Source organism: Actinoallomurus vinaceus (assembly GCF_039542055.1).
Lineage (GTDB): Bacteria > Actinomycetota > Actinomycetes > Streptosporangiales > Streptosporangiaceae > Actinoallomurus > Actinoallomurus vinaceus.
In genome coordinates, this window is record NZ_BAABHK010000009.1 from 365397 (window position 1) to 383276 (window position 17880).

15 protein-coding genes are annotated in these 17880 nt (G+C 72.6%); 6 read left to right on the forward strand and 9 right to left on the reverse strand.

The genetic code is table 11. The features are described 5' to 3' along the window. Positions 1-38: 38 nt before the first annotated feature. The 4 genes from ABEA24_RS30620 to ABEA24_RS30635 all read right to left on the reverse strand — a co-directional run bounded on the left by ABEA24_RS30620 (position 39) and on the right by ABEA24_RS30635 (position 7699). Complete coding sequence (locus ABEA24_RS30620; RefSeq protein WP_345434658.1) at positions 39-992, reverse strand: NAD-dependent epimerase/dehydratase family protein; 954 nt, start codon at positions 990-992, stop codon at positions 39-41. Then, a complete protein-coding gene (locus ABEA24_RS30625; protein WP_345434660.1) occupies positions 989-2020 on the reverse strand; it encodes a Gfo/Idh/MocA family protein in 1032 nt (343 codons plus the stop codon). The genes ABEA24_RS30620 and ABEA24_RS30625 overlap by 4 nt, the downstream gene beginning before the upstream one ends. Continuing rightward, positions 2017-6801, reverse strand: a complete 4785-nt coding sequence (locus ABEA24_RS30630) for a DUF4082 domain-containing protein (protein WP_345434662.1) — start codon at positions 6799-6801, stop codon at positions 2017-2019. The genes ABEA24_RS30625 and ABEA24_RS30630 overlap by 4 nt, the downstream gene beginning before the upstream one ends. Before the next feature lie 304 nt (positions 6802-7105). After that, positions 7106-7699, reverse strand: a complete 594-nt coding sequence (locus ABEA24_RS30635) for an acyltransferase (RefSeq protein WP_345434664.1) — start codon at positions 7697-7699, stop codon at positions 7106-7108. Positions 7700-7718: 19 nt separating this feature from the next. On the opposite strand from ABEA24_RS30635, the gene ABEA24_RS30640 reads away from it, so the two are divergent. Beyond that, the gene (locus ABEA24_RS30640) at positions 7719-8531 is read left to right on the forward strand and encodes a glycosyltransferase family 2 protein (protein ID WP_345434666.1); all 813 of its coding nucleotides are present in this window, start codon (positions 7719-7721) and stop codon (positions 8529-8531) included. A 71-nt stretch (positions 8532-8602) separates the two neighbouring features. Here the strand turns inward: ABEA24_RS30640 and ABEA24_RS30645 are convergent, their stop codons facing one another. The 3 genes from ABEA24_RS30645 to ABEA24_RS30655 all read right to left on the reverse strand — a co-directional run bounded on the left by ABEA24_RS30645 (position 8603) and on the right by ABEA24_RS30655 (position 10964). After that, positions 8603-9577, reverse strand: a complete 975-nt coding sequence (locus ABEA24_RS30645) for a glycosyltransferase family 2 protein (RefSeq protein ID WP_345434668.1) — start codon at positions 9575-9577, stop codon at positions 8603-8605. A 63-nt stretch (positions 9578-9640) separates the two neighbouring features. Further along, positions 9641-10219 carry a hypothetical protein gene (locus ABEA24_RS30650; RefSeq protein ID WP_345434670.1) on the reverse strand — a complete coding sequence of 193 codons (579 nt, stop codon included), beginning with the start codon at positions 10217-10219 and terminating at the stop codon, positions 9641-9643. A 121-nt stretch (positions 10220-10340) separates the two neighbouring features. Next, on the reverse strand, positions 10341-10964 hold the full coding sequence (locus ABEA24_RS30655) for an O-methyltransferase (protein WP_345434672.1): 624 nt from the start codon (positions 10962-10964) through the stop codon (positions 10341-10343). A 136-nt stretch (positions 10965-11100) separates the two neighbouring features. Between ABEA24_RS30655 and sigE the strand changes: the two genes are divergently transcribed. From sigE to ABEA24_RS30680, 5 genes are all read left to right on the forward strand, one after another. Continuing rightward, positions 11101-11727 carry an RNA polymerase sigma factor SigE gene (sigE, locus tag ABEA24_RS30660; protein ID WP_345434674.1) on the forward strand — a complete coding sequence of 209 codons (627 nt, stop codon included), beginning with the start codon at positions 11101-11103 and terminating at the stop codon, positions 11725-11727. Beyond that, the gene (locus ABEA24_RS30665; RefSeq protein ID WP_345434676.1) at positions 11724-12287 is read left to right on the forward strand and encodes an anti-sigma factor family protein; all 564 of its coding nucleotides are present in this window, start codon (positions 11724-11726) and stop codon (positions 12285-12287) included. Before sigE ends, ABEA24_RS30665 begins: the two co-directional genes overlap by 4 nt. Further along, positions 12284-13357, forward strand: a complete 1074-nt coding sequence (locus ABEA24_RS30670) for a sigma-E factor regulatory protein RseB domain-containing protein (RefSeq protein ID WP_345434678.1) — start codon at positions 12284-12286, stop codon at positions 13355-13357. The genes ABEA24_RS30665 and ABEA24_RS30670 overlap by 4 nt, the downstream gene beginning before the upstream one ends. A 169-nt stretch (positions 13358-13526) precedes the next feature. Continuing rightward, complete coding sequence (locus ABEA24_RS30675; RefSeq protein ID WP_345434679.1) at positions 13527-15179, forward strand: trypsin-like peptidase domain-containing protein; 1653 nt, start codon at positions 13527-13529, stop codon at positions 15177-15179. A 253-nt stretch (positions 15180-15432) separates the two neighbouring features. Beyond that, the gene (locus ABEA24_RS30680) at positions 15433-15759 is read left to right on the forward strand and encodes a sec-independent translocase (RefSeq protein ID WP_345434681.1); all 327 of its coding nucleotides are present in this window, start codon (positions 15433-15435) and stop codon (positions 15757-15759) included. A 70-nt stretch (positions 15760-15829) separates the two neighbouring features. Here ABEA24_RS30680 and ABEA24_RS30685 read toward each other — a convergent pair whose 3' ends face one another. Together ABEA24_RS30685 and ABEA24_RS30690 are read right to left on the reverse strand one after the other, a co-directional pair. Continuing rightward, positions 15830-16684, reverse strand: a complete 855-nt coding sequence (locus tag ABEA24_RS30685; protein ID WP_345434683.1) for a glycoside hydrolase family 16 protein — start codon at positions 16682-16684, stop codon at positions 15830-15832. Positions 16685-16743: 59 nt separating this feature from the next. After that, positions 16744-17880, reverse strand: coding sequence for an Mrp/NBP35 family ATP-binding protein (locus ABEA24_RS30690; protein ID WP_345434685.1), 1137 nt, complete (start codon positions 17878-17880; stop codon positions 16744-16746).

Below are 17880 nucleotides of genomic sequence, written 5' to 3' on the forward strand. Positions count from 1 at the left end.
CACGGTGCCGGATGTCCGAACACCCGCGTCCGATTCCTTCACCGCTGCGACCGCCACCAGCGCACGAGCCGCCGCAGGCCTTCGTCCAGGCCGATCTCGGCCTTCCAGCCGAGGCGTTCCTCGGCCTTCGACACGTCCGCGAGACGCCGGGTCACCGCGTTGACGGTCCGGGCCGGGCCGAACTCGAGCCCGAGGTCCGCGTCCATCGCCCGCAGCAGCGCCTCGGCCAGCTCGCGGAGGCTGGTCTCGGTGCGGCTGCCGATGTTGAACACCTCGTCGGTGACGTCGCTCTCGGCCGCCAGGAGGTTGGCCCGCGCGATGTCCTCGGTGAAGACGAAGTCCATGGTCTGGGCGCCGTCGCCGAGGATGAGCGGCGGGCGGCCGGACTCGATGCGCTCCATCCAGCGGATCAGCACCTCGGTGTACAGGCCGTGGATGTCCATCCGTGGGCCGTACACGTTGAAGTAGCGCAGGGCCACGTAGTCGAGGCCGTGCGTCGCGTGGAAGCTGCGCAGCAGCCCCTCGTTGAACGTCTTCGCCGCGCCGTACAGCGTGTCGTTGGCGTACGGGTGGTGGCGCTCCGGCGTGGGGAACTCCTCCGCGAGGCCGTACACGGACGCCGAGGAGGCCGCGACGACCTTGCGCACCCCGCGCTCGGCCGCCGCCTCGACCACCTCGTAGGTGCCGTCGACGAGGACCTGCAGCGCGAGCCGCGGCTCCTCCGCGCACTGGGTGATGCGGATCGCGGCCTGGTGGAAGACCACGTCCACGCCGTCGAGCAGCGACCGCACGAGCGCGCCGTCACGGATGTCGCCGTCGACCACGCGTACCCGGCCGCTCTCCCGCGCGCCGGCGAGGTTCGCCGGCCGGCCGCGGACGAAGTTGTCCAGGACGATGACGTCCGCGCAGCCCGCGGCGACGAGCTGGTCGACGATGGTCGAGCCGATGGTCCCGGCCCCCCCGGTGACGAGACAGCGGCTACCTTCGATCACGCGTTCTCCTTCGTTGGGACGGTCGCGCCGCCGTTCGCGATGCTGCGCGAGGCCGCCTCGAGCAGGGTGATCACGCGGAGGCCGGCGCGGCCGTCGGTGAGCGCCGGCCGGGACTCGTTGATGGCGGCCGCGAACTCGGCCATCACCCCGCGCAGCGCCTCCTGTTCCGGCAGGGCGGGAACGTGGATGTCGCCCAGCCGGTAGGAGATCAGCGCCTCCCGGCGCTGGTCGGGGCCCTGGGGGACGCGGTCCACGCCCCGGTCGTGCACCGAGACCCGGCGCAGCGGGTCCAGGTCGTCCCACACGACCGTGCGCCGCGACCCGCCGATCACGGTGGTGCGGATCTTGGTCGGGCTGAGCCAGTTGACGTGGACGTGGGCCATCGCCCCCGACGTCAGCCACAGCGTCAGGTGCGCCACGCAGGCCCGGCCGGCGTCGATGGGATCGCTGGCGTGGGCGGCGACGGCGGCGACCCTCTCCGGGAGCACGAAGTCGAGGATCGACAGGTCGTGCGGCGCGAGGTCCCACAGCACGTCGATGTCGGACTGCACCAGCCCGAGGTTGATGCGGACGGAGTCGACGAACTGCACCTCGCCGAGCTCACCGCCATGGATCAGCTCGCGGATCCGCCGGACCGCCGGGGTGTAGCAGTAGGTGTGGTCGCACATGAGCACGCGGCCGGTCCGGTCGGCCAGGTCGACGAGCTTGCGGCCCTCGGCGGCCGACATCGTGAGGGGCTTCTCGACCAGCACGTGCTTGCCCGCCTCGAGCGCCGACCGTACGAGATCGAAGTGGGTGGCCGCCGGTGTCGCGATCGCGACCGCGTCGACCGCGGGATCGTCTAAGACCGCTTCGTAGGACGTCGTGGCCCGGACCGTCGTGTAGGCCCCGAGCACGGTGCGCGCCCGCTCCTCGTCCAGGTCGCACAGCCACTCCAGCCGCAGAGCCGGGGTCGCCTGAGCGGTCCGCACGAGATTCGGCCCCCAGTAGCCGGCCCCGATGACCGCCAGTCCCACTGCGTCCGTCAATGGTGTTCTCCTTCGCGAGGTGTGGTCGACGGTGGCGTCGATGGCGTGGGCGTAGGCGTCGGCGACGGGCTGTTCTTCGGCACGCCGGCCGGCGCCGCCGCCGGGGCGGTCGTGGTGAGGACGACGTCGACCCAGTAGTTCGCGGTGCTCGCGTTCGGCGGGAAGCCCCCGGTGCCGTACCCGTAGAGGCCGCCGGACTGCAGGGCGTGCAGCGGCGGGGCGTCGACGCCCGCCCCGGCGAACGCGCCGGAGTCGGCCGCGTAGTGGCCGTTCGGCGCGAGATAGGACACCACGTAGGTCGTGTTCGCGGCGACGGAGACTGCGGTGGAGAAGTGCGCCTCCTGCCAGCCCGCCGCCGACTCGCCGGAGAACGTCACGGTGGCCAGCCGGGTGCCGTCGGCGGCCCACAGGGTGCCGGTGTGCGTGCCGGTGTTGCCGGGCCCCTTGTAGAACCGGACGCCGGTGACCCAACCGGCGGTGTCGGAGGTGAACCTGACGCCCAGCTCCACCGAGTTCGGATCGTCCACGTCCGTGACCTGTGGGATCGCGCCGTCGGCCCAGATCGAGCACGGGCACACGCGCGGGGTCGGCTGCCGCGCGGTGGTGAACGACCAGGTGTACGCGGCCGCCATCGTGTTGCCCGCGACGTCCTTGGCGCCGGTGACCTTCACCGTGTACGCGGTGTTCCAGGCCAGGGCGCCGGTCGGCTGGAAGGTGGCGGTCCTGGTCGCGGAGTCGTACGTCACGGAGCCGGTCACGGACGGGGTGACCGTGAACTGGACGGTGCCGCCCTGCACCGCCTCGTCGAACGTGGCGGAGACACCGGTTCCCGGCGGCACGCTCGTCTGGCCGCCGACCGGGTTCACCGCGTCGACCGCCGGCGGCGTGACGTCGCCCGGCTGGGCGGTCGAGAAGACGGGGTCGATCCAGTAGTTCGACGCGCCGTAGGACTCGTTCGGGAAGCGCGTGCCCGAGCCGTAGGCGTACAGGCCGTTGCCGCCCGACGCGCCGCTCGCCGGAGCGTGCAGCGGCGCGTTGTCCAGGGCGTTCCAGAAGTAGCCGCCGTCCGCCGCGTAGTGGCCGTTCGGCGCGTGGTACGAGGCGACGTACGTCGTGCCGGCCGTGACCTGAATCGGCCCGGAGAACGCCAGGGTCTGCCAGCCCGACGCCGTCTCGCCGGTGAAGGTGCCGGTGGCCAGCCGGGTGCCGCCCGTGGTCCAGAGGCTGCCGGTGTGCGTGCCGGTGTTACCGGCCCCCTTGTAGAAGCGCACCCCCGAGATCCACCCGCCGGTGTCCGGGGTGAACCTGACGCCCAGCTCGACCGAGCCGGCGTCACCGGCCGAGGCCGTGACGGGCGCGGCGTCGCTCGGGAAGAGCGTGCAGGGACACGATCCGCTCGTGGTGAACGACCACGTGGTCGTCCCCTGCATCGCGTTGCCCGCGACGTCCTTCGCCCCGCTGACGCTCGCGGTGTACTTCGTGCCCGCGGCGAGCGGACTCGACGGCGTGAACGTGAGGACCCTGGACGTGCCGTCGAACGCGGTGCTGCCGGCGATCGCGGTGCCTCCGGGATTCTTCAGCGTGAACACCGGTGACGAAGGCTGCACGGCCTCGCTGAAGGTGACCTTCAGCGTGGCGCCCGCCGGAACGCTCGTCGCGTTGTTCGAGGGGTTCGTCGACGCGACCGTCGGGGGCGTGGTGTCGGGCGGCAGGGTGAAGACGACGTCCACCCAGTAGTTCGTGGTGTTGTAGCTCTGGTTGGGGAAGGCGTGCGCGCCGTAGGCGAACACGCCGTCGGCCCCGTCGGCGACGGTGTGCAGCGGCGGGTCGTCGACCGCACGGCTCAGGCCGCCGCTGTCGGCGGAGAACCAGCCGGTCGTCGTGTGGTACGACGCGACGTACGTGGTGCCCGCCGTCACCGCCACCGGCGAGGAGAAGCGGACCTCCTGCCAGCCGAGCGTCGACTCGCCCGAGAACGTGGCGGTGGCGAGCTGGGTGCCGCCCGCGGTCCAGAGCGTGCCGGTGTGGGTTCCGGTGTTGTTGCGTCCCTTGTAGAAACGGATCCCGCTGACGAAGCCGTTCGTGTCCGGGGTGAACTTGACCCCGAGCTCCAGCGCGTTCGGGTCGTTCACGCCCTCGACGGACGGCGCGGTGTCGTCGGCCCAGATGCTGCACGGGCACAGGCCCGCCGCCGGTCGTGCCTTCGCGGTCGTGAACGAGTACGAGAAGGACGTCATCGTGTTCCCGGCGGCGTCCTTGGCACCGGTCACGGTCGCCGTGAAGGTCGTCCCGGCGGGCAGCGAGCCGGTCGGCACGAACGTGAGGCCGGTGCCCGCGGAGTCGAGGGAGGTGCTGCCGGCCACGGCGGTGCCGCCGGAGTCCTTGAGAGTGAACGACGCCGACCCGGCCCGCACCGGCTCGCCGAACGTGACCGACGGCAGAACGGCGGTCGGCACGCTGGAGGACCCCGCGTAGGGCGTCGAGTCGATCACGGCGGGGGGTGTCGTGTCCGGCGGCTCCACCGTGGCGAACGAGACGTCCACCCAGTAGTTGCCGCCGTTGTAGGTGTCCGTGGGGAAGCCGGCTCCGCCGGCGTGGTAGACGCCGTTGCCGCCGTCCGTGCCCGCCCGCAGGCCGGTGAGCGGCGGGGAGTTCTTGGGCTGGTAGGCGAAGTACGCGGCGTCCGCGGCGTAGTGCCCGGCCGGTGCGAAGTACGACGCGACGTAGGTCGTGCCGGCGGTGACGTGGATCGGCACCGGGAAGGAGACGGACTGCCAGCCGGTCGAGGTCTCGTTCGTGAACGTCGCGGTGGCGAGGCGGGTGCCGTCCGCCGTCCACAGGCTGCCGGTGTGCGTGCCGGTGTTGCCGGTGCCCTTGTAGAAGCGTACGCCTGTGACCCAGCCGTCGACGCTTGCGCGGAACTTGACGCCCGCCTCGAGCGGGGTGGAGTCGCTCGCCGCCGGGGTCGCCGGAGCGGCCGACTGCCCGAACAGCCCGCAGGGGCACGAGACGTTGACGGTCCGCCCGGAGCCCGGCGTCTCGATGTTGCCGCTGTCATCGGTCGCGCGCGTCCTGATCGTCACCGGGCCGGCGCCGGTCGCGTCCCACGAGTAGGTCCAGGTGGCGCGGCCGTTCGCGGGATGCCAGGTCGTCCCGCCGTCGATGGACACCTCGACACCGCCCACCTGCCCGCCGACGTCGGAGGCGGTGCCGCTGATCGTGACGGTATTGCCGTTGGTGATGCTCGCGCCCGCGGTCGGAGAGGTGACCGTCGAGGTCGGCGCCGTGTGGTCGGTGGAGGCCGTGGCCGCCCGCAGGTCGCTCTGCAAGGTCAGCGGCTGGACGTTCATGTCGGCCAGCAGGTTGATCGTGGCCTGCCGCATGCTCGGGTCCGGGGCCGTGGGCGCGCCGTCGGGGCCGTCGTGGACGGCGTCCAGCCCCCACGACCACTGCACGGTGCCGCCACCGAAGACGAGCGCGCCGCTCGGCGCGCGATAGAGCGTCAGGTGGTGGGTGGCGGTCCCCGGGGCGACGTTGACGCCGAAGTCGACGAGCTTCTCGGGTATGTCGGCCGTCGTGGAGGACATGTCGATGAGCCCCGCCGGCCGGAATCCGTTGTCGAGGTCCTCGTCCCACTCGTAGCCGAGCGTCAGGTCGGGCAGGGTCAGGGCCGCGCCCGAGGACTGGCCTCCGGCCGGGGTGTTCCGCCAGAACCGCATCTTCCCGTCGGCGGCCGGCACCTTCATGGCCACGCCGCAGCAGTTGACCGTCCAGATCGTGCCCATCAGGCCGTTCTCCGGGCGGCCGCCGTCGGCGGGCGGGCTGAACCGCGGATCCCGCCAGCTGCCCGTCCAGGTCCCGGTGGGGTCGGTCTGCGCGTTGTCCCTGGTCGACTTGTACGTCACCAGCGTGCGGTAGGGCGTCGAGGTGCCGTCGGTGCTCGGTTCCCAGCGGGTCTTCCAGAACACCGAGTTGCCGCTGAAGAACCCGAGGTTCACACCCGCGTCCCGGGCGGCCTCGACGTTGGCGCGCTCGCCGGCGGACCAGTACTCGTCGTGCCCGACGGACAGGAAGACCTTGTGGTTCTTCAGGAGCGAGCCGCGCTGGTCGGCGTCGATGCTGCTCAGATACGTGACGTCGTACCCCTGAGCCTCGAGGAACCGCACCATCGGGTACTCGTTGGCGAAGACGAAGTCACGGCCCCAGGGCGTCGACTCGCGCGTGTTGAAAGGCCGGTTGTAGCTGACCTTGACCGCCCGGCCCGGCGCGGCCGTGCTGTCGCCGGCGTAGAGGCTGTTGCCGCCCCAGCTGTTGTAGGCCTGCCAGGTGGTGTCGGAGGTCTTGAAGACCACGTCCGAGTGGCTGGCGTCGTTGCGGACCACGAACACGATGTGGTTGTCGTCGGTCCCGTCGGTGCGGGAGATGTGCGCGAAGTAGATCCCCGAGACGGCGGTGGCCGGCACCGGCCAGCTCGCCGAGACCTTCCAGTCGCCGCAGTCGATCAGCCCGGTGGCGTCGTCGCTGAGACACGATGGCTGCGTCTGCGGGAGGGAGGCCGACGGGGTGATGCTGGCGATCTTCCGGGCGCCGTCGCCGCCGTAGTAGCCCATCCGATAGATGTCGATCGAATAGCTCCGGGCCGGGGTGTTGACCTTGAAGTGCACGGTCTCCCCGGCGTTCACGCTGAATTCGGCGGCGTAGCCCTCGATCGTCTGGCCGCCGCCGGAGATCTTGTCCCACTCCGTGCTCGGCGACCCTTGTTTCGTATTCTCGCAGGCCACGAGATTTCCGCCGGAATCGCACGGGCCGGCGGCGTGCGCCTTCGATCCGGCGATCGCCATGATGAGAAACGCCGCGGCCGCGAGGAGCAGTCCTCGGACTAACAGCCTCAGCCCTGCACTGGCCATGATTTCCCCCGGCTGAGCGGAAGCCAAAAAACGGATTCCGCAACCCCGAAACCCGCATCCGCTAGCCGCACGGTCAGATCGACAAATGAAGCAGTCCTCGGTAATGCGACTCCGAATATACGGCGGAAAGCGAGGTCTGGGTTGTCCGCATTCGGCCTTGGCGCAGTGAAGCGGCGGGTCATCCTCCCGCCGGGCTGAGGCGTCCGCCGCTCTCCGTGTAGCGATCGCCCGTACGCGGGCACCGCCACTGCCCGCCGCCTTCGTCTTCCAGGGGCTCGCCGGCGTGCCCGACCCAGCCGATCCGGCGCGCGGGCACGCCCGCCACCAGCGCGAAGTCGGCGACGTCACGTGTCACGACCGCGCCCGCCGCGACCAGCGCCCACCGGCCGATGATCCGGCCCGCCAGGACGACCGCCCGCGCGCCGACGGCGGCACCCTCCTTGACGACCACTCCGTGGGCCTCCCAGTCGTCCGGACGCTTGAGCCTGCCGTCCACGCCGGTCGAACGAGGGTAGGGATCATTCGTCAGGACGGCGGCGGGCCCGATGAAGACCCCGTCCTCCAACTCCGCCGGTTCGTAAACGAGCGCGTAATTCTGCAGCTTGACGCGGTCGCCGATTCGCACGCCCGGCCCGACATACGCGCCCCGGCCGACGATGCAGCCCTGGCCGAGGCGGGCGTGCTCGCGGATCTGGGCGAGGTGCCAGATCGTCGTGTCCGCACCGATGTGCGCCGTGCCGTCTACGTCGGCCCCCGGGTGAATGCGACTCATGCGCGCCATAATCGCTCCTGTGGTGAGCATCGTCATCCCCGCGCACGACGAGGCGCGGGTCATCGGCCGGTTACTCTCGCGCCTCGCGGACTCCGGGTTCGACATCGTCGTCGTGCCCAATGGCTGCACCGACGGCACCGCGGACGTCGCCGCGTCCTTCGGCGTGCGGGTGGTCACGTCGCCGGAGGCGTCCAAGGCGGAGGCACTGCGTCTCGGCGACCGCGCGGCCCGCGGGTTCCCCAGGGTGTACGTCGACGCCGACGTCGAGCTGGGAGCCGATGACGTGCGGGCCCTGGCGGCCGCTCTCGACCGGCCGGGTGTGCTCGCGGCGGCACCGGCGCGCGTTCTGGACATGACGCGACGGCCGTGGCCGGTCCGCTGGTACTACGACGTCTGGACCCGGCTCCCGGAGGTGCGGCGCGGGCTCTTCGGCCGCGGCGTCATCGCGGTCGGCGCCGACGGGCACGCGCGCCTGGCGCGGCTGCCGGGCGTCATGGCCGACGACCTCGCCGCCTCCCTCGCGTTCGCCGTGGACGAGCGCGCCGTCGTCGAAGCGGCCCGCGTGCTGATCCATCCGCCGCGGACGTGGGGGGATCTGCTGCGCCGCCGGACCCGCGCCGTCACCGGTGTCGCGCAGCTCGAGGAGGCGGCGCTCGGCCAGGCCGGCGGCTCCGCGCGGACGAGCGTGCGCGACCTGGCGGCGATGGCGTCACGGGATCCGCGTCTCCTGCCGCGCCTCGCCCTCTTCCTCACCGTGACGCTGCTCGCCCGGTGGCGCGCCCGGCGGTCCGGTGCCGCCACCTGGCAGCGCGACGAGAGCAGCCGGGCATAGGGGCCTGTCTCGAAGGTCCTGTCCGTAGGACGGCGGGGCTTTGAGACAGGCCGCGATCGGGCCGCGCGCCGCTACGAGCGGGACTGTGAGACGGGCCAGCCGGCGGTCCATTCGCGGCGCGCCGCCCACAGCCCCCGCCAGTCCGCGCCGGTGGCCGTCGGGCGGCCCTGCCGCTGCGGCCGCGCGGTGACGAGGTGACCCAGCAGCGCGCGTAAGAGCACACCGAGCTTCAGGAGGCGTACGCCCGCGCCGCGCCGCCCGTACGGCAGGTGCCGCCGCAGCACGGTGACCTTCCCGGTGAACAGCAGGACGAGCTTGCGCACGCTCGACGACGAGGCGCCGACCTCGTGCCGGTACTCGGCGCGCGCGGTCACCATCGGCCGGAAACCGGCCTTCCGCGCCCGTAGGCACAGGTCGGCGTCCTCGCCGTACATGAAGATCGACTGGTCGAAACCGCCGAGCTCATCCCAGAGAGCGCGGTCGACGAGCATGAATCCGCCGGTGACGATCGGCACCTGCCGTTCCTCGTCCGTCCAGGGGCCGGGCGCCTCGGGGTCGAACACGCGACTGCCCGGGAAGGCCGAGCCGAGAAGGAGCGCGAAGCACAGCGTGGACCAGAACGTCGGGCGGCCCCACCAGGAACGCGGGTCCGGCGTGCCGTCCTCGAGCACACTCCGGCCGCCGACGATCCCCGCTCGGGGATTACGACGCGCGCACGCGAGCAGGGCCGCGACGCTGCCCGGGGCGGGTACGGCGTCGGGGTTGACGAACAGCAGCCGGCGGCCGCGCGCCCGGGCGACGCCGGCGTGGCAGCCGTAGGCGAACCCGCCGTTCCGGTCGTTCTCGACGACCTGCGCGTCCGGTGCCGCGGCACGGGCCGCGTCGGCCGTGTCATCGCCTGAGGCGTTGTCCACGATGATGAACTCGGCGGGAACGCCGGCCGACGCCTTCCGTACGGCCTCCGCGCACTCGCCGATGTACGCGGCGCTGCGGTAGGTCACGACGATGACCGAGACGTCCGGGTCGGGGTGAGGAGCACCGGCCATGCCAACCCTCCCGGGATGACGCGGTCGCGCATCCCTAACGACGGGAGCGTACCGCCGTGGTGTTCACCGCGACTGGACGTCGGCGGTGGGGACGCCGCGACGGTGGATCTCGGCGAGGATCGTCGCCAGATCGGTGTCCCAGCCCGGCGAGACCTCGATCGACCAGTGGAGGGTCGCCACTCCGGGCACGTCGTCCAGGCCCATGGCCAGCAGTTCCACGCTCGGTGGGGGCGAGGAGCCCTCGGCACGCTCGGGCGTGGGAAGGAAGGTCAGCTGCTCGACCGACCGCAGGCGGCGGCCCCGCGGCGCCGCCTGGCTCCAGAGCACCACCGAGGCCACCTCCGGCCACGCGAGCCTGCGGTCATCGGCGCGGGACCGGGGCCACGCCGCCGGCAGCCGCACCTCGCGCTCATCCAACTCCAGGACGGGCCGGCGGCTGGCGGCCCGCCCGACCGACAGCACGAGCCGCCCCCCGAACAGCGCGATCCCCGACGCGCCGACGATCAGGAAGAGGACGCCGCCGAAGGCGGGCAGGCCCCACGCGCCGCCGGCCACGAACGCCACCGACACCGCGAGCAGGACCGTGACCCCGGCCGCCGCGGCCACGTCCTGCGCCGCCGTACGCCGCCGCACCACCGTCACGGCGTCACCCGGGGGGTGCCCGGTGGATCTCCGTCCGGCCGCGCGGCGTCCAGCGGGAACGAGCGCGGCTGTCGTGCCCGTCCGGGCGACGACGGACCCCAGCGCGGGACCGGCGCCGTCGTCACCGGTTCTTGACGGCGATGAGGAGTCCGTCCCCGACCGGCAGCAGCAGGGGGACGAGGCGGTCGTCGTCGCGGACCATCCGGCCGAGCGTGCGGATCGCCACGGTCTCCGGTTCGCGGTTGGCCGGGTCGGCCACCCGGTCGTGCCAGAGGGCGTTGTCGAACGCCACGACGCCGCCGGGCCGCAGCAGCCGCAGGGCCTCACCGAGATAGTCGGGGTACTCGTGCTTGGCCGCGTCGCAGAACACCATGTCGTACGCGCCGTCGGTGAGGCGCGGCAGCACGTCGAGGGCGCGGCCGGCGATCAGCCGGGCGCGGGAGGTCGGGAACCCGGCGGCGGCGTACGCCTCGCGGGCCAGCCGCTGATTCTCCGGCTCGACGTCCACGCTCGTGAGCACGCCGTCGGGACGCATCCCGCGCAGCAGCCAGATGCCGGACACGCCGCATCCGGAGCCGATCTCCACGACCGTGCGGGCGCTGATCGCGCTGGCGAGGAGGCGCAGCGCGGCGCCGCCCGCCGGTCCGATCGGTGTCGCTCCGACGTCCAGTCCCCGCTGCCGGGCATCGCGCAGCGGCTCGTCCTCCGGGAGGTATTGCTCCACGTAGGCCAGGGTGGCCTTCACCGCGTCGATGACTTCCTCCTTGGGACGTCTGAGCCTGCAGGGCAAACACTAGTACGGAGGGGGAACTCCGCCGCGTACCGTCACGTTCTTCAGAGGGCGTGGCTACGGCTAGGCGCGAAGGAAGAAACGGGGCAGTATGTCGGTGGCAGAACTCGTACGTGAAAGGGGAGCGCCGGTGCACGACCCCGGCATCGCCTGGACTCCTCCGACGTGGGACGAGATCGTGCGGGAGCACTCCGCGCGCGTCTACCGCCTCGCCTTCCGGCTCACCGGCAACCCCCACGACGCCGAGGACCTCACCCAGGAGGTCTTCGTCCGGGTGTTCCGATCCCTGGCCAACTACCAGCCCGGCACGTTCGAGGGCTGGCTGCACCGCATCACCACCAACCTGTTCCTCGACCAGGCGCGGCGGCGTCAGCGCATCCGCTTCGAAGGGCTGGCCGAGGACGCGGCCGAGCGCCTGCACGGAGCGGAGCCCACGCCCGCCCAGGCCTACGACGACAAGAACCTCGACGCCGACGTCCAGGCGGCGCTCGACTCCCTCGCGCCCGACTACCGCGCCGCCGTCGTCCTGTGCGACATCGAGGGCCTGTCGTACGAGGAGATCGCCGCGACGCTCGGCGTGAAGCTCGGCACCGTCCGCAGCCGGATCCACCGCGGCCGCGCGCAGCTGCGCGCCGCCCTGGAGCACCGCGGCCCGCGCCGCGCCGCCGCCCCGTCCAAACGGATCGGTCTGGAGCCTCCCGCCGAGGAGGCGTCATGACCGGCCACCTGGGGGAGCGGCTCACCGCGCTGATCGACGGGGAGCTGGGCCACGACGAACGGGAGAAGGCGCACCGCCACCTCGCCGCCTGCGGGGACTGCCGCGCCGAGGCGGAGGCGCTGCGCGGCCTGAAGAAGCGGCTCCGGGCGCTGAACGACACGATGCCGTCCGAAGCCCTCCTGCGCCGTCTGGAGGCCATGGGCGAGCCGGGGGACCCCCTTCCGCCGCCCGTCCCCCGGCTCCCGGGCCAGGCCCGGCCTCCGGCCGCCGCCCGGCCCGCCGACATCCGTCCCTCGCGGGCGCGGCCGTCCGACAACCGTCCCCGCCGTGCCGCGGCGGCGCGCCGCCGGCTGCCGCGCGGCCGCTACCTCGTCGCGGGCGCGGCCGCCCTCGCCGTCTTCGGCGTCGGCTCGGCGGCGTTCGCCGCGGGCGCCGACCCGGACTCCCTGCCCCGCGTCTCCCCGTCCGTCGAGCAGTTCGCCGTCGAGCACGCCCTCACCTCCGGGGACGTTCCGCTCACCGACCCGCGGCCGGCGGTCACGGCCGGCGAGCACCCGTGAACCACCGGGTCTCGCATCGCGCGTGGCTGGCGGGCGGCATCGCCACCGCGCTGCTGATGCTGTGGTTCGTGTCCACCGGCGACACCGCGAGCGGCGCCCGGCTGCGCTCCGACCCCGAGGCCCTGCGGCTCCTGCGCGGCGCCGAGGGGGCCGCGCGCGACACCTCGTACGAGGGTGTGCAGTACATCACCTCCTGGAGCCGCAGCGGCATGTCGACGACGTCGCTGGTCAACGTCGCTCACATGCCCGGCCAGGGCACCCGGATGCGGGTGGAGAGCACCACCGCCGAGCAGGGCGGGCAGATGTTCGAGGCCGACGACTCCCAGCAGGGCCGGGGCGGCCTCACCGGCTACACGCCGAGGATGCTCGACCTGCTCGCCCGCAACTACGCCGTCGTCCGCGCCGGGGAGGGCCAGGTCTGCGGCCGGCTCACGACCATCATCGAGGCGCGCCGCGCCGACGGCACCGCCGCCGGCCGCTTCCACATCGACCGGGCCACCGGCCTGATGCTGCGCCGCGAACTGCTCGACGGGCAGGGCCGTGCGGTGAACCTCACGTTCTTCACCGAGATCCGGCCGTCGCCGCCGAGGACGACGTTCATGCTGGCCTCTGCGCCGCAGACCGTCGAGACGCCGTGGACCCACCAGCTCGCCGGCGCCGACCTGGGTGCCCTGCGCTACCGTGGCTGGCCCGTGAAGTCCGCCCTGCCGGGCGACCTCAGCCTGTACGACGCGCGCCAGCTCGACAGCCGCGCCCCCGTCGTGCACCTCAGCTACTCCGACGGGCTCTCGGTCGTGTCGGTGTTCGTCCAGCGCGGCACCCTCGACCCCGCCAGCGTCGGGCACTGGCACAAGACCACCCGGGGCGGCCGCACCGTCTACCTCCGCGACACCGTCCAGCAGCGCGCCGTGTGGGCCAGCCGCGGCTACGTCTACACGATCGTCGCGGACGCGCCGCCACCGGTCGTCGACAGGGCCGTCGCGGCCCTCCCGCACGGCGACACGGGCTTCTGGGGGCGCCTCGGCCGGGGGCTGGACCGCCTGACATCATGGGCGAACCCGTTTGACTGATGGGTGAAGATCGCGTTTTGTAGGGCGTTCTGGGGGAAGCGGGCACCGGTGGAGCAACGCCGCGATGCGGAAGGTTCCGCCTGCCGAGTCGCTTATGCTCGCCACATGCCTCGCCCGCCACTGTGGAGCGCTGAGATGAAGTCCATGCGCGGTACGCAAGGAGCTTGGGATGACGGATGACAGCCGCGCGCCCGGGGGACCGACGCCGGACGACGGGCGTGCGCTTGGGCCGAACGCCGGGGACGAGGACACCGCCCCGAGCCTGACGGACAAGCTGCTGGTCTCCGGCCCGCCACGACATGAGGGCATGGCACCACCGGACCCGGGACCGACCTCGCCGTACGGCGGGGAGCCCGTGGACCACGCCGGTTCGCCGGGCGGCCCGGGAGCGGGCGGTCCGATGGGCGCGCCCCCTCTGCCCGGCCAGCCGGGTCAGGGTGTTCCGGGCCAGCCCGGTCAGGCCGGTCCGCTCGGTCAGCCGGGTCAGGGTGGTCAGCCAGGTCCGTTCGGTCAGCCCGGCCAGGGCGGTCAGGGTGGTCAGCCTGGTCAGGGCGGGCAGCCGGGCGAGCCGGCGCCGCCCCGGCCGTATTTCGCGCCGCACCACCAGCCGCACCCGTCCCCGACGCCGTACGCCTGGAGCGCGCAGCCGGGCCCCGGAGGCTCGGGCCCCAACTGGGCACCCGTGCCGCCCACCCGGCCGAACGAGCGGTCCGGCCCGGTCATGGGGATGTTCCTGGCCGTCTCGCTGGTCGTCGCGCTCATCGCCGGCGCCCTGGGAGCCGGCATCGGCGTGATCGCCACTCGCGGCGACGGTTCCAAGTCGGTCGACCTCGGCGGAGGCGCGACCGCGACCGGGGCCAAGAACCGCGATCCCGGGTCCGTGGCCGGGATCGCCAAGCGCATGGTGCCCAGCGTCGTGATGATCAAGGTGGCGAACGGCTCCGAAGGCGGTGCGGGCACCGGCTTCATCGTCAACGGCGGCTACATCGTGACCAACAACCACGTGGTCGCCCCCGCCGCCCAGGGCGGCACGATGCAGGTCGTCTTCAACGACGGCAAGACCACCTCGGCGAGCATCGTCGGCCGTGACCCCAACTCCGACATCGCGGTGATCAAGCCGGGCTCTCTCGACGGCCGTCCGTCGCTCGTCCTCGGAGACTCCGACGGGCTGGCCGTCGGCGACCCGGTCATCGCGATCGGATCGCCGCTCGGCCTGGCGGGCACGGTCACCACCGGCATCGTCAGCGCCCTGAACCGGCCGGTCACCACGAGCGGCGAGGGCGGGGAGTCCGCCTACATCAGCGCGGTGCAGACGGACGCGGCGATCAACCCCGGCAACTCCGGCGGCCCGCTGGTCGACGCCCAGGGACGCGTGATCGGCGTGAACTCCGCGATCGCGACGCTGGGCGGCCAGTCCCTCGGCGGCGAGAAGCAGCAGAGCGGCAGCATCGGCCTGGGCTTCGCGATCCCGAGCAACCAGGTCAAGCGGGTCGCCGAGCAGCTGATCAAGGGCGGCAAGGTCGTCCACCCGATCATCGGGGCCTGCATGGACATGTCGTACCAGGGCAGCGGCGCGCGGATCGCGACGACCGGTTCGGCCACGCAGTGCAAGGGCGGAGCGATCACCCCTGGCGGACCGGCGGAGAAGGCCGGGCTGAAGCAGGGCGACGTCATCACGTCCTTCGCCGGGAAGCCGATCGGCGGGGCCGACGAGCTGATCGTGGCCATCCGCAGCAAGTCGCCTGGTGACACGGTGCAGGTCGGCTACGTCCGCGCCGGGCAGAACAAGACCGTCCAGCTGACGCTCGCGGCCGGCAACTGACGCCGCCGCGAGCCCGGCTAGGGGGGTGACCGGTGGATCTTTGTCCGGCTGCGCGGCGTCCGCTCGCTACGAACAAGATCCACCGGACACCCCCTCGGCGCGTGACCGAGCGACGGTCCGGCGCGTCGGTGCGGACGTGCCGGACCGTCTGGCGGCGTCTGCCGCCGGGCGGCGGGGAGACCGCCGGTCCCGTCCCGGTTAAGCTGGGATCGGCGGCTCCGCGGTCGAGCGGTGGCCACCATCAGGAGGACGGGTGTTCGACGTAGGGATCGGCGAGGCGGCGGTCCTCGTGGTGTTGGCCGTGATCATCTTCGGTCCGGACCAGCTCCCCAAGGTCGCGGCCCAGGCGGGCCGTGCCCTGCGGCAGCTGCGCACGATGGCCAACAGCGCCAAGGCGGATCTGCGGGACGGGTTGGGTCCGGAGTTCGCCGACTTCGACATCGCGGACCTGAACCCTCGCCGCTTCGTCACCAAGCACCTGCTCGACGACATGGACGACGTCGACGTGCGCGAGGCGGCGGAGGACGAGCCCTTCCTGCCGTACGGCGAGCGCCCGCCGTACGACCCAGAGGCCACCTGAGCGACAGGGCGTTCTGCGGGCACGAGCGTCGCCGGACGCCTCGCTCAGCGTGCCCCGGCGGGGTCATACGTCACGTTCGTGGGGCGCGGAACACGCGGATCCAGTCGACCTCCATGGTCACGCGCATCGGCGTGCTCGCCAGGCGGTGGAAGCCGTCCGCCGTCTCGTTCCGCAGGTTCAGGTGCATGTCCGCCCGGCTCGGCACGAACGGCCCCAGGTAGGTCCACACCGCCTTGCCGTCCACCCAGTACGTGAGCCGCCCGGGCAGCCAGTCCACGGCGACGGTGTGCCACCGGGTGAAGTCGACATGGACGATCTTCATCAGCTGCCGGTCGTCCGCGCCGTGGTGGACGAACAGCCCGCCCGTACGCCGGGTCCCGTCGATGATCTCGGCGAAGTCGATCTCGGCCCACTCCGGGGACCCGAGGCGTGTCGGCCACAGGAACGCGGTCGCCGAGTACCCGCTGCCGCGGTCGGCCCGGATCCGCGCCTCCCAGCGGCCGTACGTCTGGGCGAGGCGGGAGACGACGCCCGCGGACTGGTCCTTGCCGCCGTAGAGCCCGCCGACGAGCCGCAGGCGCCCGCCGGACACGTGGACGCCGGCGGGCGAGCCGGGATGGGAGACGGCGTTCGGCGCGTCGTAGACCTGCCACTTGCCCGGGTCCAGCCGGTCGCCGCCGAAGCCGTCGTACAGGACGGGAAGGCCCCACGAGCCGTATGCCCTCGGCCGGGGCGACGGCCGGGCCGGCCGCAACGCGTCGGACGGGACGGCCGTGGGCGTCGTGGTGGGCCTGCCCTCGCGGGCGGCGGTGCTCGGCGGCGAGATCGCGGGCGGCGTGGCCGGGCGGGCGGAGCCGCCGGACGAGCATCCGACCGCCGCGGCCGCTAAGAGAACGACGGCCGTACGGGCGTGACGTAGTGCCATGAGCACACGAAACCACGCCCATACGGCCGGTCAAGCAAAGACGCGCGGCAGAGACTCGATCACGCGCGGTTGGGGCTCAGGCCGAGCTGACGGCCGCGCAGGCTCTTGGCGCGGCCCGAGAGCTTGTCGGCGATGGACCGCAGCTCCTTGGAGGCCGGGGCGTCCGGGTCGTCCAGCACGATCGGCAGGCCGGAGTCGCCGCCCTCCCGCAGGCGCACGTCGATCGGGACCTGGCCGAGCAGCGGCACGGACGTGCCGAGCGTCCGGGTCAGCGCGTCGGCCACCGTCTGCCCGCCGCCGGAGCCGAACACGTCGACCGGCTCGCCGCAGTGCGGGCAGGGCAGGTAGGACATGTTCTCGATCACGCCGGCGACCGTCTGGTGGGTCTGCGCGGAGATCGCGCCCGCCCGCTCGGCGACCTCGGCGGCGGCCTGCTGCGGGGTCGTCACGACGAGGATCTCCGCCGACGGCAGCAGCTGGGCCACCGAGATGGCGATGTCGCCGGTGCCGGGCGGCAGGTCCATGAGGAGGACGTCGAGGTCGCCCCAGTAGACGTCGGCGAGGAACTGCTGCAGCGCCCGGTGCAGCATCGGGCCGCGCCAGACGACCGGAGCGTTGCCCTCGGTGAACATCCCGATCGAGATGACCTTCACGCCGTGGGAGTTGGGCGGCATGATCATCTGCTGGACCTGGGTGGGGCGGCCGGTGACCCCGAGCATGCGGGGAACGGAGTGACCGTAGATGTCCGCGTCGACGACGCCGACCTTGCGGCCCTGCGCGGCCATGGCGGCCGCGAGGTTGACCGTCACCGACGACTTGCCGACGCCGCCCTTGCCGCTCGCCACGGCGTAGACCTTCGTCAGGGAGTTGGGCTTGGCGAAGGGGATCTCCTTCGGCGCCTGCCCGCCGCGGAGTTTCGTCTGGAGGGCGGAGCGTTGCTCCTCGCTCATCACGTCGAGGTCGACCCGTACGCCGGTGACGCCGGGGACCTTGGAGACGGCGGCGGTGACGTCGCGCGTGATCGTGTCACGGAGCGGGCAGCCGGCGACCGTGAGGTACACGCCGACCGTCACGTTGCCGTCGGCGGCCACGTCGACGCCCTTGATCATGTCGAGCTCGGTGATGGGACGGCGGATCTCCGGGTCGTTCACCGTCGCGAGCGCCGCGGTCACCTGCTCGATCGTGGGGGAGGCCAT

Excerpts from the sequence above, each read along its gene's own strand:
- ABEA24_RS30645 (WP_345434668.1), bottom strand. The coding sequence starts at position 9,577 with ATGGCCGGTGCTCCTCACCCCGACCCGGACGTCTCGGTCATCGTCGTG.
- ABEA24_RS30635 (WP_345434664.1), bottom strand. The coding sequence starts at position 7,699 with ATGAGTCGCATTCACCCGGGGGCCGACGTAGACGGCACGGCGCACATC.
- ABEA24_RS30685 (WP_345434683.1), bottom strand. The coding sequence starts at position 16,684 with ATGGCACTACGTCACGCCCGTACGGCCGTCGTTCTCTTAGCGGCCGCG.
- sigE (WP_345434674.1), top strand. The coding sequence starts at position 11,101 with ATGTCGGTGGCAGAACTCGTACGTGAAAGGGGAGCGCCGGTGCACGAC.
- ABEA24_RS30665 (WP_345434676.1), top strand. The coding sequence starts at position 11,724 with ATGACCGGCCACCTGGGGGAGCGGCTCACCGCGCTGATCGACGGGGAG.
- ABEA24_RS30675 (WP_345434679.1), top strand. The coding sequence starts at position 13,527 with ATGACGGATGACAGCCGCGCGCCCGGGGGACCGACGCCGGACGACGGG.
- ABEA24_RS30690 (WP_345434685.1), bottom strand. The coding sequence starts at position 17,880 with ATGGCCTCCCCCACGATCGAGCAGGTGACCGCGGCGCTCGCGACGGTG.